Origin of the sequence: Clostridium manihotivorum, from assembly GCF_004015185.1 — a bacterium.
Classification (GTDB): domain Bacteria; phylum Bacillota; class Clostridia; order Clostridiales; family Clostridiaceae; genus Clostridium_AR; species Clostridium_AR manihotivorum.
On record NZ_CP025746.1, the window covers coordinates 5,441,756 to 5,459,705 of the forward strand.

The window sequence follows — 17,950 nt, forward strand, 5'->3', positions numbered from 1 at the left end:
TGCGTAAAAAATATATCTGTTATATAATACTAATATAAGTTTTTTCTTAGGAGGTTATTTTTTTATGCACAACACACTTACTGCAGAAAATGTAAAAAAATTAAGAGATGAGTTAGAATATAGAATGACTGTAAAAAGAGCTGAGATAGCGCGAGAAAAGTTGGAAGCTGCTGCTCATGGAGATAGATCAGAAAACGCAGAATATAAAGAAGCCTGCGCTAACTATAGAGAAAATGATAACCGAATCCAATATTTAATGACCATGCTTTCAACAGCAACTGTAATAGACGATGAAGAATTAGATAAATCAGTATTAGGTATTAACAGCAAAGCAAAGGTGAGATTTGTAGAAGATGACTTTGAGACAGTTATAACCTTGGTTACCACCATGGACTTAGATCCTGACAATATGATGATAAGCATAGAATCAGACTTAGGAAAAGCTCTATCTGGAAAAAAAGCTGGAGCTGTTGTAGAGGTAGCTGCTCCCGGTGAAAACTATACCGTTGAAGTTCTAGAAGTTTTATCTAACGTCTAGATTAAATATTTTTATAGAAATAACTAGTTTTTACACATCAAAGTTCTACTTAATTAGTCATAACCACAGGTAAAAATTTGACTGGTTAAAGTTAGTATACTTTGTAGTATATCAACTTTAACCAGTCTCCTCATTAGAGGCTTGATAGTTAAGATTGCCTATCTCCACGATTCCCTCTGTCTCCAACGTTATTACTCTATCGCATATCTTAAGTGCGGTATTTCTATGGGTAATTATTATACAGGTTGGTTTATAGTCAAGGTTCTGAATATTATTAAGCACCTGTATTTCTGTTTGAGCATCCAAGGCTGAAGTAGCCTCATCTAATAATAATATGGGAGTCTTATGAATAATAGCCCTAGCAATAGCGATTCTTTGTGCCTGTCCTTCAGAAAGACCTATTCCCCTTTCACCTATTGTGGTGTATATGCCATTTTTAAGATCCTTAATAAAATCCCAAGCGCAAGCTGATCTCAAAGCTTCAATAACCTCATCCTTTGAGGCTTCCTCACATCCCATCCTAATGTTCTCTATAATTGTTCCTGAAAACAATGTATTTCCCTGAGGAACATATGAAATCAACTTGCGGGTTGATGCGCATATTTGAAATTCTTTCTCTTTATCACCTACATAAATAGTTCCACTATTAGGTTTTAACAGCCCCATAATTAGCCTTATAAGAGTAGTTTTCCCTTTACCAGAAGGTCCTATAAGAGCAACAGTCTCTCCCTCTTCTATCTGCAAAGACGCATCATTTACTATATATTTGTTTTCTTCGTAAAAAAAGCTTACGTTTTCAAATCTAATGCCTACACTAGTAAAATCAGCAATTTCATCTAATTTTATTTCCTTTTCTAGATTCTCAAGCTCCATTATTCTTTCAATCGATGTGCTAGAAGATATTAATTGAGGCAGAGAATAAGCTAGTCCTGTAAATGGTCCTTGTACCTTATTTATAAGTTGTATAAAAGCAGTAAGAGCTCCAAAGGTTTCTGATCCATTGAATATTCCAACAGCTCCCCATGCAAATGCAATAGCATATCCTACCCAATAGCTTATAGAAAGAGCAGAGTTTGATACTATGGTCATTCTCCCCCGTCCCATTACAAATCTATATTTCTTATCCTGGAGCTTTTTAAACTCTCCATTAATAAATTGTTCAAGACAAAAAGTTTTAATTATAGTTATGTTTTGTATAGCTTCCTGCAAAAAAGATCGGCAGCTACTTTCAGAATTTTGTATGTTTGCATTAAACTTCTTTAGTTTTCTAGCATATAGCCTGCTAAGAATTAGCGAAATAGGACCTAATATAAAGGCTATCATTGCAAGAGAAGGCTTTAGTAGTAACAACGCAAAAAAGGAGGCAATAAGAGAAGCTGCTAAAGATACAATATCCGGAATTGTATTTACCAAGATACTTGTAATGTTTCCTATATCACTTGTCATCCTTGTGGATATATCTCCACTATGATATCTTGATAGTTTACCCCATTGCTTTTCATTAACTCTCATAAGAAGATTTTCTCTCAACTTATTGGAAATCAACTCCGTATTATGAGTTCTAATATATAACAAGATTCCATCTAAGACTAATTGTATAATTATGCTGCCAATAAAAAGCCCAACATAAGTAATAAGCAAAGCTTTATCCTTATTCTCCGCAGCATCAATTAAATTCTTAGATATAATAGCCATAGCTACACTGGAAACCGACAGTATAACCTCAAGAATCAGAGGCAATGTTAGAACTAAGACAAACCCCTTTGTGTGTTCTTTTAGCCAACTTACTTTTATTAGAATTTCTTTCAAAGTATATTCCTCACTTATCTGCGCAAAGCTCTATAACCTTTAATTATATCAATCCTGAAAGGTCGTAAAACCAGCCATATTCTAGACATAAATTTCAAAACTGAATTTTCTACATCTATTCTTTTATCCTGCCTCCATATAGCATTTACTTTTGCAAAAACCTGATTGAATCTAAGCGGCCCTTCTATATCTTCCTGAGCATCACCTACCATATAAAAACAGCCTTCTTCTACCTTTATAACTCTATGCATAACATACTCATTTGTGTCTCTAAGCACCATGACTATATCACCTTTTTTTATGGTTTTAGGATTAGTATTTGACAGCTCAACACTGTCAATATTCTCCCGCAGGAAAGGATACATGCTCATGCCAGTTACTGTAATCCTAGCACTTCTTCCCTCATCCAATATTCCCCTTATAACTGGAAATAAAACTTCTGACTTTATAGCTTTGAACTTCTGCATAGGTACTACACTCCATATTATTAACTTTGGCTCAACAACCTATATCTATTGAACTAATAAGCCATGACTTTCAATTTTTGATACAAATTCTAGTGTGTCTTTTAAGGCTGTTTCTTCGTCTATTTCATATTCAGAAGTTATTGACACTACTAAAGAATCTATATCCTTTCCTTTCTCTATTTCCTTCCAAAGCAGTGCTCCGGTTTCACTTAAAGTCATTATCCCGTTAAACTCAACTACCCTCTCTCCCAGTGGCACTACTACCCAAGTATCCACAATCTCTCTTAACATAAATCCCTCTTTAATCTTCATTTATTATCCCTCCATATGGTCTTGTATACTAAATCAACAGCTTCTAGGTCTGGCTTACATTTAAGTAAATATACTGGTACAAGCCTCAACAAATTTTCTAAATTATTCATTGCAATATTCATAAGATCTCTATCGTAATAGGGCAAAAAGCACCTTGGCATAAGTCTTGTTACTGCCTCTTCCGTACTGAGCTTAACTATATAATTTTTAGATGCTTGCTCAAGCATGATAATTGCTGAAAGTGATGCACTGTTGTTATTACATTCTGAAGGTTCACCGCTCCATGGTGTACCATATATGTATGGTTTATTATCTATAATCCTAATAGCAGGCCTATCATTATTTATCAGCTCTGCCCCCATTTTTTCACACCAAAGTTTAGCCTGAGTAGTTTTCCCTGTTTCTGAAGGAGCAGAAAAAATAATACCTTTGCCGTCATATTCCACTGCTGATGCATGAACTACTAGCCCCTGGTTAAACAAAAGTCTGTTGCGAAATAAAATCTCACCTAATGGACCCGTAGCAGCAGATTCACCATCAAACTCTGGCTGCTTGTAACATATATTTGCTTTACTCCACTGTTCATTTGTACTTAGTAAGTAAGCAATATCGTCTGGCTCTTTCCTACATATATATACAGATGTATCTTGTTCTCCGTCTTCATTCTTTACCCAAACTATTTTTTCATCTAAAACTACTTTTCCGCTTGGCTTAGGAATATATTCAGAAGCGGAAACCTTAACAATAATCTGCGGCTTTTGCTTGTCCAAGCATTCAAAAGGTTTAAACTTCTCTAATTGTAGAGTTTTGTTGCTATCTATCTCAATCTTTAAGTCAGCTATACTTATTTTCTGCATAATAACTTCTCCTTGTTTTTTAAGAAAACTATAAGTCTTGCCTTGCTAAAGACAGACTTATAGTTTATTTCAACCTAGCTTCCAGAAGGACAATGTTCTCTTCTTCCAGGATGGTCTCCACAATTTGGACCTCCATGAGATTTTTTTGGCTTAGGTTGGTTATAGCATCTAGCTATTCTTTCTTCTAGTCTCAATTCAACTGCTTCAAAGGTTGGTTTCACATACTTCTTCACTTGTAATCACCTCCTTTCCAGCATAGCTTTCTCTCATAAGCTCACATAGATAAGGAGCTGCTTTATCATAAAATCCTGTTTCAATCTTAAGCCTTGCTGGGCAAGGCATACATATATCCTTATGTTCACATCGCTGACATTCATAGCAACTAGGTATTGAGGCACAGCCTTTTTGTACATCAACCCATGCACTATTAAATCCTTGTTCAAAAGGGTAACTATATGGCTCATCCATAAGAGCACAAGGAGTCATTCTACCATCCCAGGTTATCCAAAAGGCACATTTTCCAGCAATACAATTAAACGCATCTTTACTTGATGTTGCCTCTTTCTCTTTTATCTCTTCATCAATTTCTTGTATCTCCTTCTCCTCTATGCCATTTTCGTCAACGGTGTTATTAGCTTGTCCACTTTTGCTTTCAAGGTATTTACCTGCAGCTTCTCTAAACTTAACTAATTCCAATGGCGATAGTCTCTCTGCTTCTGGAAAGGTACCACATCCTTCTCTACGTGGAGAAATATAGCTTATCATTCCTAGTTCTATCCCACGTTCTTCTGCAATCTTAGCTATATCATAAAAATCCTCTACGTTTCCTTTCACTATGGTTGTCTTTAACCATACTGTGATGCCTTCTGCCAGTAAAAGATCTATACCTCTAAGAGCTAAATTGAACCCATTACCGTTGCCACATACCCTTTCATAGGTTTCATAGGATGCTCCGTAAATAGTTATTCCTACCTTAGAAGGAGGTATGCGGCCTAAAGCTTTTGCAATCTCAGGTGTAATCATTGTTGCATTTGTATATATCTCTATATGGAATCCCATCTTTACAAGTTCAGAATATATAAACATAAAATCATTACGCAAAAATACTTCTCCACCAGTAAGAAGAAGGTACAGCATTCCTGCTTCTTTAGCCTCTCTAGCTAAGGCTAGCCACTCTTCTGCGGTTCGCTCCTTACTCATAGCTTCCTTATCACTTGCGTATTTACATACGTAGCACATCTTACAATGGAGATTACATCTTGCGGTCAATTCAAACTGACCGGATATTGGCACACGGCTTAACTTAGCAGAATCATACAGCTTTCTACCTAATCTTCCCCATGTTAATTCTGTCATCAAATCCCCTCCATACACAATAGAATATATATCCTTCGATATTTTACCATTATTATACATCTTATTCCATATTATGTAAATAACTTGTCCATATTTCTTGTTTATGCTATCCTAAGCGCTAACTACTTTTTTGACACTACCTCTTTCAAATTTACACAATAGATATCAAAAAACTTAGCTATGTTTAATGGTATTGTTTAAATTAAGTGGTCATGAAGGAGATGCTATATGAGCGAGCTACTAGAATTAAATGATTTTTTCAGATGGAATGGCTTTAAAAATCACTAATACGTTCTTCATTAGGGATTTTTTGCGCATCTGCCTTTTCTGAACGTATGTGAAGAAATTCTGGCAGGCGACATATTCTCTCTTTTTACTCTTTATCTTAATAGCATTCTTAATATACATAAGATTTATAAAGAGTGAATGGTTAAATAAAGAGTAAAACTGTACTGTTCGAACGTAGTGAGTTTACAGTTTTAGCCAAAGATGTATCACTTCAATCATTAAACTATTTTCAAATCTCTGCTGGTTTCTGAGCAGAGATTTTGAAAATATAAAATCATTATGAAGTGATACATCGGTGGAATATGACAAAATCATATTAATTCTTTGCGCAAGCTCATTTAAGCATCGGATGACTGAGCACTTAATTTAAACAAAGTACTTTAACAGAGCCAAAAATAAAAACAGCCTACTTCATTTTACTGAGTAAGCTGTTTTTAGCACTTCTATTTATAAATCTTATCCATAGTAAATCCTCTTCCCTTTACTTCATTAACCCTATTGATTATCATAAAGGCCTTAGGATCAATGGATAACACCATTTCATTAAGCTTTGGAAGTTCTCTATTGGATATAACAGTTAATACAACTAAGTTATTATTATGGCAATAGCCTGTTTCAGCATGAATTAGAGTAGAGCCTCTATCCAGATGTTTTATAATCATTTGATTAATCTCCTCATATTTTTCGCTAACAATCTTAACCTGAGTTCTAGACTGTCCAAGCAGAAGTATTTTGTCTAATACTACAGTGTAGATTAGAACTAATAACATTCCATAAAGCACTTGCTCCTTATTGGCAAATAGCATTTGTGATAATAAAATAGTAAAATCCAAACCATACATAACTACAGAAACAGGAAAGCCAAACTTCTTATTTAACACAAGTGGTGGTATGTCCATACCTCCTGTAGAAGCTCCAGCTTTTATTACTATACCAATACTAAATCCTATCATGATACCTGCGTATATGGTTGAGAGTAAATGATCTGAAGTTATTCCCTGTAAAGAAGGTATCTTTTGAAAAACACCTAGAATTAAGGGATAATAAAAAGTACTTATAAGCGTAGTAAGAGCAAACTTTTTTCCTAATACTAATGCTCCTAAGATAAACATACTTATATTAAAAATCGAGACAAAAATAGTAATCGGAACTCCTAGCTGATGATAAAAAAGTAAAGCTAATCCAGTAGTTCCACCTGTAATTAAGCCGCTCGGAAGTATAAAGATAGTAACCGCCAAGGCATATATAGTATTACCTAGCAAAATCAATGCTATATTTTTTAAAAGTCCATAATATTTCTTGAGCATATAACATTTTCTCCTTAAAACTTATAACCTTATTATTTCAAATATAAACTACTCTCTAAATTATACTACACTTCAAAGACACTTTAACATTATAATAGTTTCTAAAATATTAAAGTAACAGCCTAAACCTTTATATATATCCATTTAAGCAGGTTACTCTGACTACTCTAATTTGTATAATGCAAGCTCATAACTTGCTTTAACATCAGATTCACATATTATTTACAAATTAAACACATAATTGCCACTTTTCAGTTTTAATATTTATATAGTTTCAATATAATATATCTTAATTCTGTTATATCAAAACTCTATATATAATTATTTGCACAGGCTCCTTGAAGCACATAATGATTAATAATTAATTTCTAAATTTGATTTATACATAAAGTAATTTAAAGAAACATTCAACAAAGCAAAACTTAAATCTGGAAAATCAATAAGTTTATATTTATAAACATAAGGAGGTTTTTACCTTGAATAAAAAATTCCGACTGAATTGGGAAACCATCTGCTTAACAGCACTATTAGTCCTTTCAGCAATACTAAGCCTTGCCAATTTAAGCATCGAAGGATATGCTAACACTTATTACTCCGCAGGTGTTAAAAGTATGCTGCAAAGCTTTAAAAACTTCTTTTTTGTATCCTTTGATCCATCTGGCTTTGTAAGCATTGATAAACCACCTGTTGGTTTTTGGTTGCAGGCTATATCTGCTAAGATATTTGGTTTTAGCGGCTTTAGTGTTATTCTTCCTCAAGCTATTGCTGGTGTTCTGTCAGTTTTTATTGTATATCGCTTAGTTAAGAGAAACTTTGGTGCTATACCAGCACTTATTTCAGGATTATGTCTTTCCATTACACCGATTTTCGTAGCGGCTAGTAGAAACAATACTATAGATAACTTACTTGTGTTAGCTCTGCTTATATGCTGCTATCCTCTTTTTAAGGCAGCTGAAGAAGGCAAACTTAAATATCTTATCTTATGCCTAATAATCTTAGGCATAGGTTTTAATATAAAAATGGTTGAAGCTTATTTAATCGCTCCAGCTATTTATATAACATATTTTCTTTCATCTAAACTTACTTATAAGAAAAAACTTAAACATCTTTTTTTAGGATCAGCTGTTCTACTGGTAGTGTCTTTTTCCTGGGCCGTAATAGTTGACTTAATACCTTCTACAGATAGACCTTTTGTAGGAAGCAGTACCAACAATACCGTTACTCAGCTTATCATAGGTCATAATGGATTAGAAAGAGTAGGCCTTAACAATATACTTAATAAGACGCCACAGAAAAAAACAGCTCCTAAAGACAAAAACCCTATATCTAAAAACAGTACAAAATCAGAAAAAAACTTAACTCTATTCACTACCAATGAAAAAGCTGACACTACACCAACAATAAATCAAAATGCAATGAACACTATTTCAAAGACTGGTATAACAAGGTTATTTCATTATGACAACCTATCAGATCAGATATCCTGGCTGCTTCCTTTTGCAATAATAGGCTTTATAGCCGCATCAGTAAGAGAAAAGCTAAGATATCCATTTGATAATCCTAGAAAACTATCCCTTATATTCTGGTTTGCTTGGCTACTTACAGAGTTTGCATATTTTAGTTTTTCTAGAAATGTTACTCACTCATACTATTTGACTACTATGGCTCCTCCTATTGCTGCATTAACTGGAATAGGTCTTGAAGCTATGATGAAGCTATTTAAAGAAAGCAGTTGGAAAAGGTGGTTTCTTCCAGTAGCCTTTATGCTAAATGGAATTATTGAAGTAATAATCTTATATCCAAACTTCTCTAAATCAGATGGTTATAAATTCACTGGTATAGAAACAGCTATATTATGTATAGGATGCTCAATAGTACTTGCTGTTCTGGCTGCTGGAAAAGTCGCCTCAACTTCAAATGAATATGCACCATTAAGCAAATTAGTCATAATCATCGCTTTTGTAGGTACACTTACTGCTCCATTAATATGGTCATTTACTACACTATTTTATCCATTAAACGGATCAAGCCCTTATGCTGGCCTTGAAATAGTATCTAAAACCCGCAGTAGAAGCACTGACTTCAATAATATAAAAAAGTTAGTTCAGTTCTTAGAAACTAACAAAGGAAATGAGCAATACCTTGTGGCAGTACCTTCTGCAAATACCTATGCTTCAGATTTAATATTAAAGACAGGAGAACCAATAATGACTATAGGTGGGTACAGTGGAGGTGATAAAATACTTTCTCTTAAACAATTTAAGGACTTCGTAGCTTCAGGTAAGTTAAGATATGCTATTGTATCAAATAACGGACGTATGAGAAGCACTAATAATGACATTATGAACTGGATAAAGACCAACGGAAAACTTGTACCAGATAATCAATGGAATAATTCATCATCGTCAAATTCCAAAACTAATAATCGAAGCTTTAATGGAGCAACTGGAGACCAAAACCAACTATATGATTTGAGTAAACTTGCTTCGAGATAGTTGTATTTAAGTTATGCCAAACGGCTACTTATAATTTGCTAAAGAATTAAAACAGTTACTGAAGCAAACCTTTCTTCAGTAACTGTTTTTTGCGCATCTGCCTTTTCTGAATGTATGTGAAGAAATTCTGGTAGGCGATTAAGGTATCTTCTTTTACTGCCCACCCCTAACTAGCAGTTCTAAAGTCTTGAAAGCACTAGGTTTATCTATCCAAAAGTTTGAAATAATAATTTCTATCTACTTTCAATAATGGCAACTGCTGCAGCCCCTATTATTCCAGCTTTAGTCTTCAAGGATGCTGGAACAACTTCACAGTTATCACTCAAAACCTTAAAGCATCTCTCTTTTACTACTTGTCTAACTTTATTAAATAACACATCGCCAACCATAGAAACTCCGCCTCCAATTACAACTTTTTCAGGATCAAAGGCAGTTATTGCATTTGCCACACCTACTCCAAGGTATTTTAATGCGTTATCTACAACCTCGCAAGCTAATTTATCCCCAGCTTCAGCTTCCTTAAAAACTTCATAGGAGGTAACCTTCTCGTAATTTCTTAAAGAACTTTCTGCACCTTCCTGTAAGGCCTTATTAGCTTCTCTTGCAATAGCTGTTCCAGATGCTAGCACTTCTAAACATCCATAATTGCCACAGTTACACTTAGGTCCATCTGGTAAAATAGAAGTATGTCCAATTTCTAATGCATTGCAAGTAGCTCCTCTATAGATCTTACCATCAATTATAGCTCCGGCACCAATTCCTGTGCTTACAGTTATATATACCATATTTTTTGTACCTTTACCGGAACCAAATAAATATTCTCCGATAGTTGCTGCATTTGCATCGTTTTCTAGATAAGTTTTTATATTAAACTTATTTTCGATATATTTAACGATTTCTACATGCTTAAAAGGTAAATTAGGCGTGTCTAAAATAACACCTTTATTTGCATCTAATGGTCCTGGTGATCCGATTCCTATTGCTTTAACCTCAGAAGCACTTTTTTTACTATCCTCTAAAGTTTTTTCTATTATTGAAACTATTCTTTCCAATACCTTTATCTCACCTTCATGGGCATCGGTAGGAACAGTATTCTCCTTTATTATGTTTCCCTCTAAATCTGTAAGAGCGCAGGCAATCTTAGTTCCACCTAAATCTATAGCTACTATATAATTCTTTTCCATAATACTATTACTCCTTATTAAATGTAATCTTTCCAAAATATATGATTATATATTTATAAAATTATATAAATATATAGTTATTATGCAGGCTCCAAACTTTTTTAAATAAAAAGTTGCTGAAGCGGCCTTCTTCACTGAGCTTTTTTGCCCATCTGCTTTTTCTAAATATATATTTAGAAATTCTGGCAGGCGGCTTAACTTTTTTTACTGTTTACCCTAACTAGTTATTTTAAAGACTTGATATCACTAGATTTAGTTAGGAAAAAATTTTATTTTCTCCTTAATAGGAATATAAGACTTCCGCTATTAACCTAGCGAAAGTCTTACATACACTTTAGAATCCGTTATTTTCTGATACTTGTTTTATCCAATATCCGCTCTTTTTAATAACTCTCTTTTGAGTTTTTAAATCTAATTGGATAAATCCGTATCTGTTCTTATAGGCATTGCTCCATGACCAGTTATCTATAAAAGTCCACATATGATAACCCTTTACGTTACAGCCTTCTTCTATAGACTTATGAAGCCAAGTTAAGTGATCTTTAACAAAGTCTATTCTATAGTTATCTTCTACTCTTCCATCAACTATAAATCTTTCTTCATCTTGTACACCCATGCCGTTTTCTGAAATATACCATTCTATATTTCCATAATTCTCTTTTAGATTTATGGCTATATCATATATTCCCTTCTCATAAATCTCCCAGCCTCTGTAAACATTCATCTTTCTACCTGGCATCTCATAATAATCAAAGAAATTGTCAGGCATAAGTGGTGCTGCAGGGTTTGGCATACATTCTTTTGCCTTTACTCTTCTAGGTTGATAATAATTTACTCCTAAGAAATCTATAGTGTTTTCTTTTAGTAATTGCTTATCTCCTTCTAACATTTCAGGCACTAGTCCTTCTCTTTTGATTATCTCAACTAGTTCTGATGGATATTCTCCCCTTACAGCTGGATCTAGGAAGCTTCTATTAAAGAATAAATCTACTATGTTAGCTGCCTTTAAGTCAGCAGGATTACTGCTTCTTGGATAAGAAGGAGTCAAGTTTAGTACTATTCCTATTTTTGCATCCTCAAGCTGTAAAGCTTTGAATTCTTTAATAGCCTTAGCATTTGCAATCATTGTTCCATAAGCAACTTGTACTGCTCTATTAAAGTCTACCACGTTAGGATAGTGGAAATCATATAGGTATCCGCCCTCTACAGGTACTACTGGTTCATTAAAGGTAAACCATCTCTTAACTCTATCACCAAAGAGCTCAAAACATATCTTTGAGTATTCTGCATAAGCATCAACTACTTCTCTGCTTTCCCAGCCACCCTTTTGTTGAAGTTCTAAAGGCATATCAAAGTGGAATAGGTTTATAAATGGCTCTATCTCATTTGAAAGTAATTCATTTATTACATTATTATAGAACTCTACAGCCTTTTTATTTACTTGTCCTATTCCACCAGGAATAAGTCTAGCCCAGGAAATAGAGAACCTAAAGGAGTTATGTCCTATTTCTTTCATTAACTTTATATCTTCTTTATATTGATGATAAAAGTCTGAAGTCACCTCTGGTCCTACTCCATCAAAGAACCTAGTAGGCTCTTTTTCATACCAGTAATCCCATATGTTTAACCCTTTTCCGTCCTCTTTAGCTGCACCTTCCATTTGAGTTGCTGAAGCTGCACTTCCCCACCAAAAACCTTCTGGAAACTTATATTTAACCGTCATCTTTAGTCCTCCTAAGGTGTTATCTTACTCTGTAAAGTTCAACTATTTCTGTTGCTAGATCTCTAACAGTCATTGCTGTCATTAAGTGATCTTGCGCATGAATTAGTAGTATGTTTACAGGGTTTGATTCTCCATTTGCTTCACCTTGGATAAGCTTAGTTTGGAATCCATGAGCTTTACCTAGTTCTGTAGTAGCTTCCTTAAGAAGTTCTTCAGCTCTTTCAAGGTCTCCCTTTTTAGCTTCTTGTATAGCTTCCATGGCACAAGATCTTCCATTTCCTGCGTATAATATTAATTCAAATGCTATGCTATTTATATCTTCCATAATTGATTGCCTCCGTTATCATATATTAATAAATTTATGTATTACGTATATTTCTGCGATTATCTTACTACTCTTTCTACTATGCGTTAATACCTTCAGCTTCTAATTCGTCCTTATGGTACTTTTTGTCCATCATTAATATGAATGGTGTCCATATTATGAATACTATAGCTAAGTTAACAAGTTGTAATATTCCACCTTTAATTGATCCTGTTGCAAGAGTTCCACTGAAGAATATTGGAACTGTCCATGGTACGTCTACTCCTATTGGTGCTGGCACTATACCTATTGACATAACTATATAAGTGAATGCTGTTACAACCATTGGTGCTACAATCCAAGGTATTAATATCATTGGGTTTAGAACTATTGGTAAACCAAATATTACTGGTTCATTTACGTTAAATATACCTGCTGGTCCTGCTAATTTACTTAATTCTTTTAACTGCTTACTCTTAGCGAATATAATTATTCCTATTATTACTGCTAGAGTCATACCTGTACCACCCATACCAACTGTGAAAGTATCCATGAATTGCTTATTTACAATGTGAGGAAGCTTTGATCCTGCTTGGAATGCTTGGTAGTTTTCAAGGGATAATGTTCTCCAAATTGGGTCTAAAACTGAGTTAACTATTATCTGTCCATGTAATCCGAAGAACCAGAATAATTGTATAAAGAATATTGCAATTAAGCTAGCAGTTAACCCTGATCCTAAAGTCATAAGTGGTGCTTGTATTATCTTATAAACAAAGTCATGTATATTACCCCAAGGAGTAAATGTAAATGCTATTCTTATTAATAAGAAGCAAGTTAAAGTTATAAATGCTGGTATAAGTGAGCTAAATGATCTTGAAACCGCATCTGGAACACCAGCTGGCATCTTGATTGTCCAATTTTTTTGTATTACTAATCTGTATATTTCAACTGATATGAATGATGCTATTATTCCAACGAACATTCCCTTAGCACCAAGTCTATCTAATGCTATAACTCCGTCAACTACATCTTTTGATGTCTTTCCATATTGCACTACTGTAGGAGTTAGTATGATGAAGGCTGCTACAGCTACTGCAGCACCATATACTGCTTCTACTTTATATTGTTTACTTAAACTATATCCAATACCAAATACAACGAACAACGTCATTATTGACATAGTGGAGTTTGATGCTGCACCTAATAAATTCTTTAATTCAGTTAGTCCAGCTGCACCTAGTAATTTATCTAAATATGGTAGGTTTGAAATAACAACGAATATTGATCCAAATATTATTAGCGGTAAACTTAGCATGAAACCTTCTCTTAAAGCCGCTAAGTATTTGTTATTGTTAAGCTTATCCGCTATAGGCATTAAGTATTTTTCAAGAAAAGCCATTATTTTATCCATAAATTTAGTACCTCTTCTTTCTCTTGTATATTTTTGTTATTTTGAAATCATAGAAATTGCTGTTGCTAAAATTGCTTTGCCATCACATCTGCCATAATCCATAGGCTTTATAACATCTACCTTTATACCAACTTCATTAGCCTTTGGTTCTAACTTTGCTTTTAAGAATCTCATTTGAGGTCCTATTAATAAAACATCTGCTTTTTTCATTTCTTCCTCAACTACATCTTGAGAAACTGCCCAGATTTTACAGTCTATACCTTGCTGACTTGCTGCTTCTTCCATTTTCTTTACTACTAAGCTTGTTGACATTCCTGATGCACATGCTAATAAAATATTCATAATAATGCCTCCTAAAAATTAATTTATTTAAATTTTTTATTTTTTATTTCTTACGCTTATTTATATAGCAATACCTGTGCCAACTTTTTATAAGCTGGTATAAATTATAATATATTTTTATAATCTATAGTTATTTATTTAAATCCTTTACATAAATATTGCTTTATAAGTCTCTATTTAAGCCATTTCATTTATTTTTATTAATTAGTGATTTTTTTATACTCATAATAAAAAATCCTAGGATAATAGCTATCATTTAACCTATAAAAAGATTTTTTTTATACACTTCATACTTTTTCTATACACATATCCTTAAATATTTATCTGTATAATGCTTTTTTATACACATATACTGATAAGCTATAATAAAATACGGCTATTTTTATACACATTTCTATTTTGTATATTTAATTTATACATATCTGATTATCTCGTTCTATTAGTTTCATATTTAGTCTCTTATTTTTTTGAAGATTCCTAGGTCTATTTCATATTTTCCTACTAAAAATACGTTTTTTCATCATGCTCTGTAAAGGCTTAATTCCATTCACAATTCCTATAAAGTGAAAAAGCCGTGCATATAAGGAGATTGACTTCCTTATTATGCACAGCTTTTCTTTTCATAAGAGTTTTCTATGTACCAGCGGTATTCTTTTTTACCTCTTCTATATTAAAACAATTTTATTTATATATTTTTTAAAAAACACCTCATTATTTATATACTAAAAATAATCATAATAATATAACATAACTCATCTGGAGAAAACTCTATATTATAATACCTCTCTATAGGAAGTAGTGACTTTTTGAGATTGTCGTATTCCTTACCATAGGTACTCTTTATTTCTTCTCTTCTGGTACATACAGAAGCTTTCTCATTATTTATAAGTCTTACAACAGCACATGCTAAATGCAGTATAAACCCTGAGACCTTATAAATATCCATATCTACAGTTATAGTTCTTCTTATTTCATCTATTAGTTCTATACATAGCGGCTTAAACTCCATTATATTTATTTCTGTTATCTCTTTTTCTAAGCTTTCGAAGATTTCCTTATAGATATCGTCTGGTGTCTTTATTCTTTTGACTATATCTTTTATTCTAGTATAATTGCTATCAAAGAATAATTCTGAAGTAGGAATAAATGGTATATCGTAAATATTAGGATTTACTGTTCCTACTATTGCAATTATCTTCTTTCCTTTTGATAAAACATTTATTGTGTTGTACATCTCCTTTTTATCGTTGGCTGATATTGCAATAACCTGTATATCCTTATCACTTAGATTCACTCTTTCTTCAATCATGTTCTTTAGTTTCACTGCACTGCCTTCTCCAGTAATACAGTTGGTTATTATTATATTATCCTTGCTTGGTATATAATTCTGAGTTAAGCTTGTGCTGTAGTTGCTTAGAAAACTTATAGAATGTTGCACCTCTTCCCATATCTGATGAATATTATTGTTGGTTTGCGCTTTTCTTGAGCATTCAATAACTAACAATGTAGATACCATATCTATTACTCTTATCTCTATGCCTGTTTCCTCAGTTATCAACTCCCCAAACATTCCTAAGGACCCCATATCCACAAGAAGAATAACTCCTGCTCCTTGATGATTTTCAATAATAAGCTCCTTTAGTTCTTGATAAGCTATCTTAGGCTTTTTATCAAGATTCATATCATAAGCATATACATTGTTGCCTCCAACCAGTTTATTTGCAACCTCTACCATAGAAGATGCTGTACTTCTACCATGCATTGCAACAACAACTATTGGCTTACTCCCTTCTGACTCTTCATCTAGATCATCTATGCATAAAAACATAGCTATAAATCCAACTTCATCTGCAGGTATTTTTATATCAAATTCCTCTTCTAATTTATTAGCTATTATCAAAGCTAATCCATATTCTTCACCATGTTTTTGTATTATTTCAGTTAAATTATGATTTACTATATTTTTCTGATGCATTATTCTCTCAATGCTAGAACTTATATGAAGGCATAAGCCGTAAAATACTTTTGTAGGGAATATTCTCTTTAACTGTTCAGAGGCAGTCTTTAGAAAATTCTCTACTATAGTAATAATGTTTTTATCAACTATTTTAGAAAGCTCTTCTTTATTAACCTCTTGCTCAAACTTTCCTATGTACTTATTAAAGTAATTCTTTATGTCAAAGGACATTATGAAATTAATATCAGCTTCCTCAACACCACGATCCTTTAACTCTTGAATTCTCTTTTCAATGCTGTCATAAAAGTTATCAGGCAACACGCCATTATTAGAATCCACATGCAGCTTAGTACCTTTAAAGTTGAAACTAAGCTTGGTGTCATCCTTGATAATCTCATCCACCCTTTGTGAATACTGCTTATACATAACCAAGCCTTGTCTTACATTGCTTGAAAAATCTGTACTATGTACTGCTATGCTCTTACGGCCTTTAGACACGAACTTTAAGAAGGCATTAGCGCAGCCTAGCTGAATATCACTCTTTAACTGTCCTATATTACCGCTACAGTTGTAAAGTAATAACGCTCTTATGGTGTCAGTAGACACGGTTATCTCTTTTCCTATCCTTATGGATTCAGTCTTGAAGAACTCACAAATAAGTTCAAAGCGCTCTTCCAAGGTTCTTTCCTTTAAGGCTGGAACATTTATTGTAATTGGAATTCTTCTAGTAAAGGTAGCTAATAAAGTACTGTCAACATCCTCAGTAGTTGCACAAATTATAAGTACCTTGCTATTTTTCTTATTGTCTATATCTCCTAAAGGAGTATACACACCTTTATCTATAAGCATAAAAAGCATTTCTTGCCCTTCAGGAGGCAGTCTATGTATCTCATCTAAGAATAAAATCCCCCCATTTGCCTTATCCACAAGCCCCTGTCTATCTTTATCTGCTCCAGTAAAGGATCCTTTTTTAGAACCGAAAAGGTGTGATAAAAGAAGTTGAGGGTTGTTAGCATAGTCCGCACAGTTAAAAGCTACAAAAGGTGCATTGTGAGGCATGATAGACTGCTCTATAGTAAATTTATACATAAGTTCTGCAAACATGGTCTTTCCGACTCCAGTAGGGCCAAGCAAAAGAGTGTGAAGTCCATTTGGAGGATAAAGCATAGCAGCCTTTGCCTGCTGTATACACTTTTTAAGGCTCCCTTGCTTTCCAATAAGCGTCTCAAAACTTCCCTCAGCCTTTATAGACTGTTCCCCCTCTTCAGATAAAGCTATGGCATAGATTGTTGGCTTTCCTTTAATCTTATAAACTTTTCCCGAAGCACAGAGCTTATTTAAAACTGCACTTACATTTGTTCTCTGCAAATCCAAATCTTCTGCAATCTCCTTAGTAGTGCAGCCTGCTTGCTTATCCTTATCCTTTTTCATTTGTTCATTGCACCTATCTTTTAGATAGTTAAATATCATTTCTTCCGACTTTGTCATATTATATCACCCATTTAACTTAGATTTGATATTACTTTTTCCTGAGTTACCTTTTTGAATTTCAACAAATATATATCTATTTATCCATTTGGAACATTATTTTATCTAAAAT

The 17,950-nt window shown here is 33.5% G+C and carries 15 protein-coding genes; 2 read left to right on the top strand and 13 right to left on the bottom strand.

What is annotated here, in order from left to right; translation table 11 throughout:
* The first annotated feature begins 64 nt into the window (after positions 1 to 64).
* On the top strand, positions 65 to 538 hold the full coding sequence (locus tag C1I91_RS24275) for a GreA/GreB family elongation factor (RefSeq protein WP_128215220.1): 474 nt from the start codon (positions 65 to 67) through the stop codon (positions 536 to 538).
* 117 nt (positions 539 to 655) lie between these two features.
* Here C1I91_RS24275 and C1I91_RS24280 read toward each other — a convergent pair whose 3' ends face one another.
* From C1I91_RS24280 to C1I91_RS24305, 7 genes are all read right to left on the bottom strand, one after another.
* The gene (locus tag C1I91_RS24280; RefSeq protein WP_128215221.1) at positions 656 to 2,347 is read right to left on the bottom strand and encodes an ABC transporter ATP-binding protein; all 1,692 of its coding nucleotides are present in this window, start codon (positions 2,345 to 2,347) and stop codon (positions 656 to 658) included.
* 14 nt (positions 2,348 to 2,361) lie between these two features.
* On the bottom strand, positions 2,362 to 2,814 hold the full coding sequence (locus tag C1I91_RS24285; protein ID WP_128215222.1) for a S24/S26 family peptidase: 453 nt from the start codon (positions 2,812 to 2,814) through the stop codon (positions 2,362 to 2,364).
* A gap of 45 nt (positions 2,815 to 2,859) precedes the next feature.
* Entirely contained in the window at positions 2,860 to 3,126 is a 267-nt protein-coding gene (locus tag C1I91_RS24290; protein ID WP_128215223.1) for a PqqD family protein, read from the bottom strand.
* Positions 3,123 to 3,983, bottom strand: a complete 861-nt coding sequence (locus C1I91_RS24295; protein WP_128215224.1) for a hypothetical protein — start codon at positions 3,981 to 3,983, stop codon at positions 3,123 to 3,125. Before C1I91_RS24295 ends, C1I91_RS24290 begins: the two co-directional genes overlap by 4 nt.
* Positions 3,984 to 4,057: 74 nt before the next feature.
* Positions 4,058 to 4,216, bottom strand: coding sequence for a hypothetical protein (locus C1I91_RS28420; protein ID WP_160676062.1), 159 nt, complete (start codon positions 4,214 to 4,216; stop codon positions 4,058 to 4,060).
* Positions 4,188 to 5,339 carry a radical SAM protein gene (locus tag C1I91_RS24300; RefSeq protein WP_164880647.1) on the bottom strand — a complete coding sequence of 384 codons (1,152 nt, stop codon included), beginning with the start codon at positions 5,337 to 5,339 and terminating at the stop codon, positions 4,188 to 4,190. Before C1I91_RS24300 ends, C1I91_RS28420 begins: the two co-directional genes overlap by 29 nt.
* Positions 5,340 to 6,070: 731 nt before the next feature.
* Entirely contained in the window at positions 6,071 to 6,934 is an 864-nt protein-coding gene (locus C1I91_RS24305) for a YitT family protein (RefSeq protein WP_128215226.1), read from the bottom strand.
* A 476-nt stretch (positions 6,935 to 7,410) separates the two neighbouring features.
* Here C1I91_RS24305 and C1I91_RS24310 point away from each other — a divergent pair, with 476 nt between their 5' ends.
* Positions 7,411 to 9,429 (top strand): glycosyltransferase family 39 protein, encoded by a 2,019-nt coding sequence (locus C1I91_RS24310; protein ID WP_128215227.1) that lies wholly within the window; start codon positions 7,411 to 7,413, stop codon positions 9,427 to 9,429.
* Positions 9,430 to 9,662: 233 nt separating this feature from the next.
* Here C1I91_RS24310 and C1I91_RS24315 read toward each other — a convergent pair whose 3' ends face one another.
* From C1I91_RS24315 to C1I91_RS24340, 6 genes are all read right to left on the bottom strand, one after another.
* Positions 9,663 to 10,613, bottom strand: a complete 951-nt coding sequence (locus C1I91_RS24315) for an ROK family protein (RefSeq protein ID WP_128215228.1) — start codon at positions 10,611 to 10,613, stop codon at positions 9,663 to 9,665.
* Positions 10,614 to 10,947: 334 nt separating this feature from the next.
* On the bottom strand, positions 10,948 to 12,336 hold the full coding sequence (locus C1I91_RS24320; RefSeq protein ID WP_128215229.1) for a glycoside hydrolase family 1 protein: 1,389 nt from the start codon (positions 12,334 to 12,336) through the stop codon (positions 10,948 to 10,950).
* Between the two features lie 19 nt (positions 12,337 to 12,355).
* Positions 12,356 to 12,661, bottom strand: a complete 306-nt coding sequence (locus tag C1I91_RS24325; RefSeq protein WP_128215230.1) for a PTS sugar transporter subunit IIA — start codon at positions 12,659 to 12,661, stop codon at positions 12,356 to 12,358.
* A 79-nt stretch (positions 12,662 to 12,740) separates the two neighbouring features.
* Positions 12,741 to 14,051 (bottom strand): PTS cellobiose transporter subunit IIC, encoded by a 1,311-nt coding sequence (celB, locus tag C1I91_RS24330; protein ID WP_128215231.1) that lies wholly within the window; start codon positions 14,049 to 14,051, stop codon positions 12,741 to 12,743.
* Between the two features lie 36 nt (positions 14,052 to 14,087).
* Positions 14,088 to 14,393, bottom strand: a complete 306-nt coding sequence (locus C1I91_RS24335) for a PTS sugar transporter subunit IIB (RefSeq protein WP_128215232.1) — start codon at positions 14,391 to 14,393, stop codon at positions 14,088 to 14,090.
* A gap of 715 nt (positions 14,394 to 15,108) precedes the next feature.
* Complete coding sequence (locus C1I91_RS24340; RefSeq protein ID WP_128215233.1) at positions 15,109 to 17,838, bottom strand: sigma-54-dependent transcriptional regulator; 2,730 nt, start codon at positions 17,836 to 17,838, stop codon at positions 15,109 to 15,111.
* Positions 17,839 to 17,950: the final 112 nt, after the last annotated feature.

Bases quoted from the DNA above. Each gene is read 5' to 3' on its own strand.
- celB (WP_128215231.1), bottom strand. From the start codon at position 14,051: ATGGATAAAATAATGGCTTTTCTTGAAAAATACTTAATGCCTATAGCG.
- C1I91_RS24320 (WP_128215229.1), bottom strand. From the start codon at position 12,336: ATGACGGTTAAATATAAGTTTCCAGAAGGTTTTTGGTGGGGAAGTGCA.
- C1I91_RS24305 (WP_128215226.1), bottom strand. From the start codon at position 6,934: ATGCTCAAGAAATATTATGGACTTTTAAAAAATATAGCATTGATTTTG.
- C1I91_RS24285 (WP_128215222.1), bottom strand. From the start codon at position 2,814: ATGCAGAAGTTCAAAGCTATAAAGTCAGAAGTTTTATTTCCAGTTATA.
- C1I91_RS24335 (WP_128215232.1), bottom strand. From the start codon at position 14,393: ATGAATATTTTATTAGCATGTGCATCAGGAATGTCAACAAGCTTAGTA.
- C1I91_RS24290 (WP_128215223.1), bottom strand. From the start codon at position 3,126: ATGAAGATTAAAGAGGGATTTATGTTAAGAGAGATTGTGGATACTTGG.
- C1I91_RS24340 (WP_128215233.1), bottom strand. From the start codon at position 17,838: ATGACAAAGTCGGAAGAAATGATATTTAACTATCTAAAAGATAGGTGC.
- C1I91_RS24295 (WP_128215224.1), bottom strand. From the start codon at position 3,983: ATGCAGAAAATAAGTATAGCTGACTTAAAGATTGAGATAGATAGCAAC.
- C1I91_RS24325 (WP_128215230.1), bottom strand. From the start codon at position 12,661: ATGGAAGATATAAATAGCATAGCATTTGAATTAATATTATACGCAGGA.
- C1I91_RS24300 (WP_164880647.1), bottom strand. From the start codon at position 5,339: ATGACAGAATTAACATGGGGAAGATTAGGTAGAAAGCTGTATGATTCT.
- C1I91_RS24275 (WP_128215220.1), top strand. From the start codon at position 65: ATGCACAACACACTTACTGCAGAAAATGTAAAAAAATTAAGAGATGAG.
- C1I91_RS24315 (WP_128215228.1), bottom strand. From the start codon at position 10,613: ATGGAAAAGAATTATATAGTAGCTATAGATTTAGGTGGAACTAAGATT.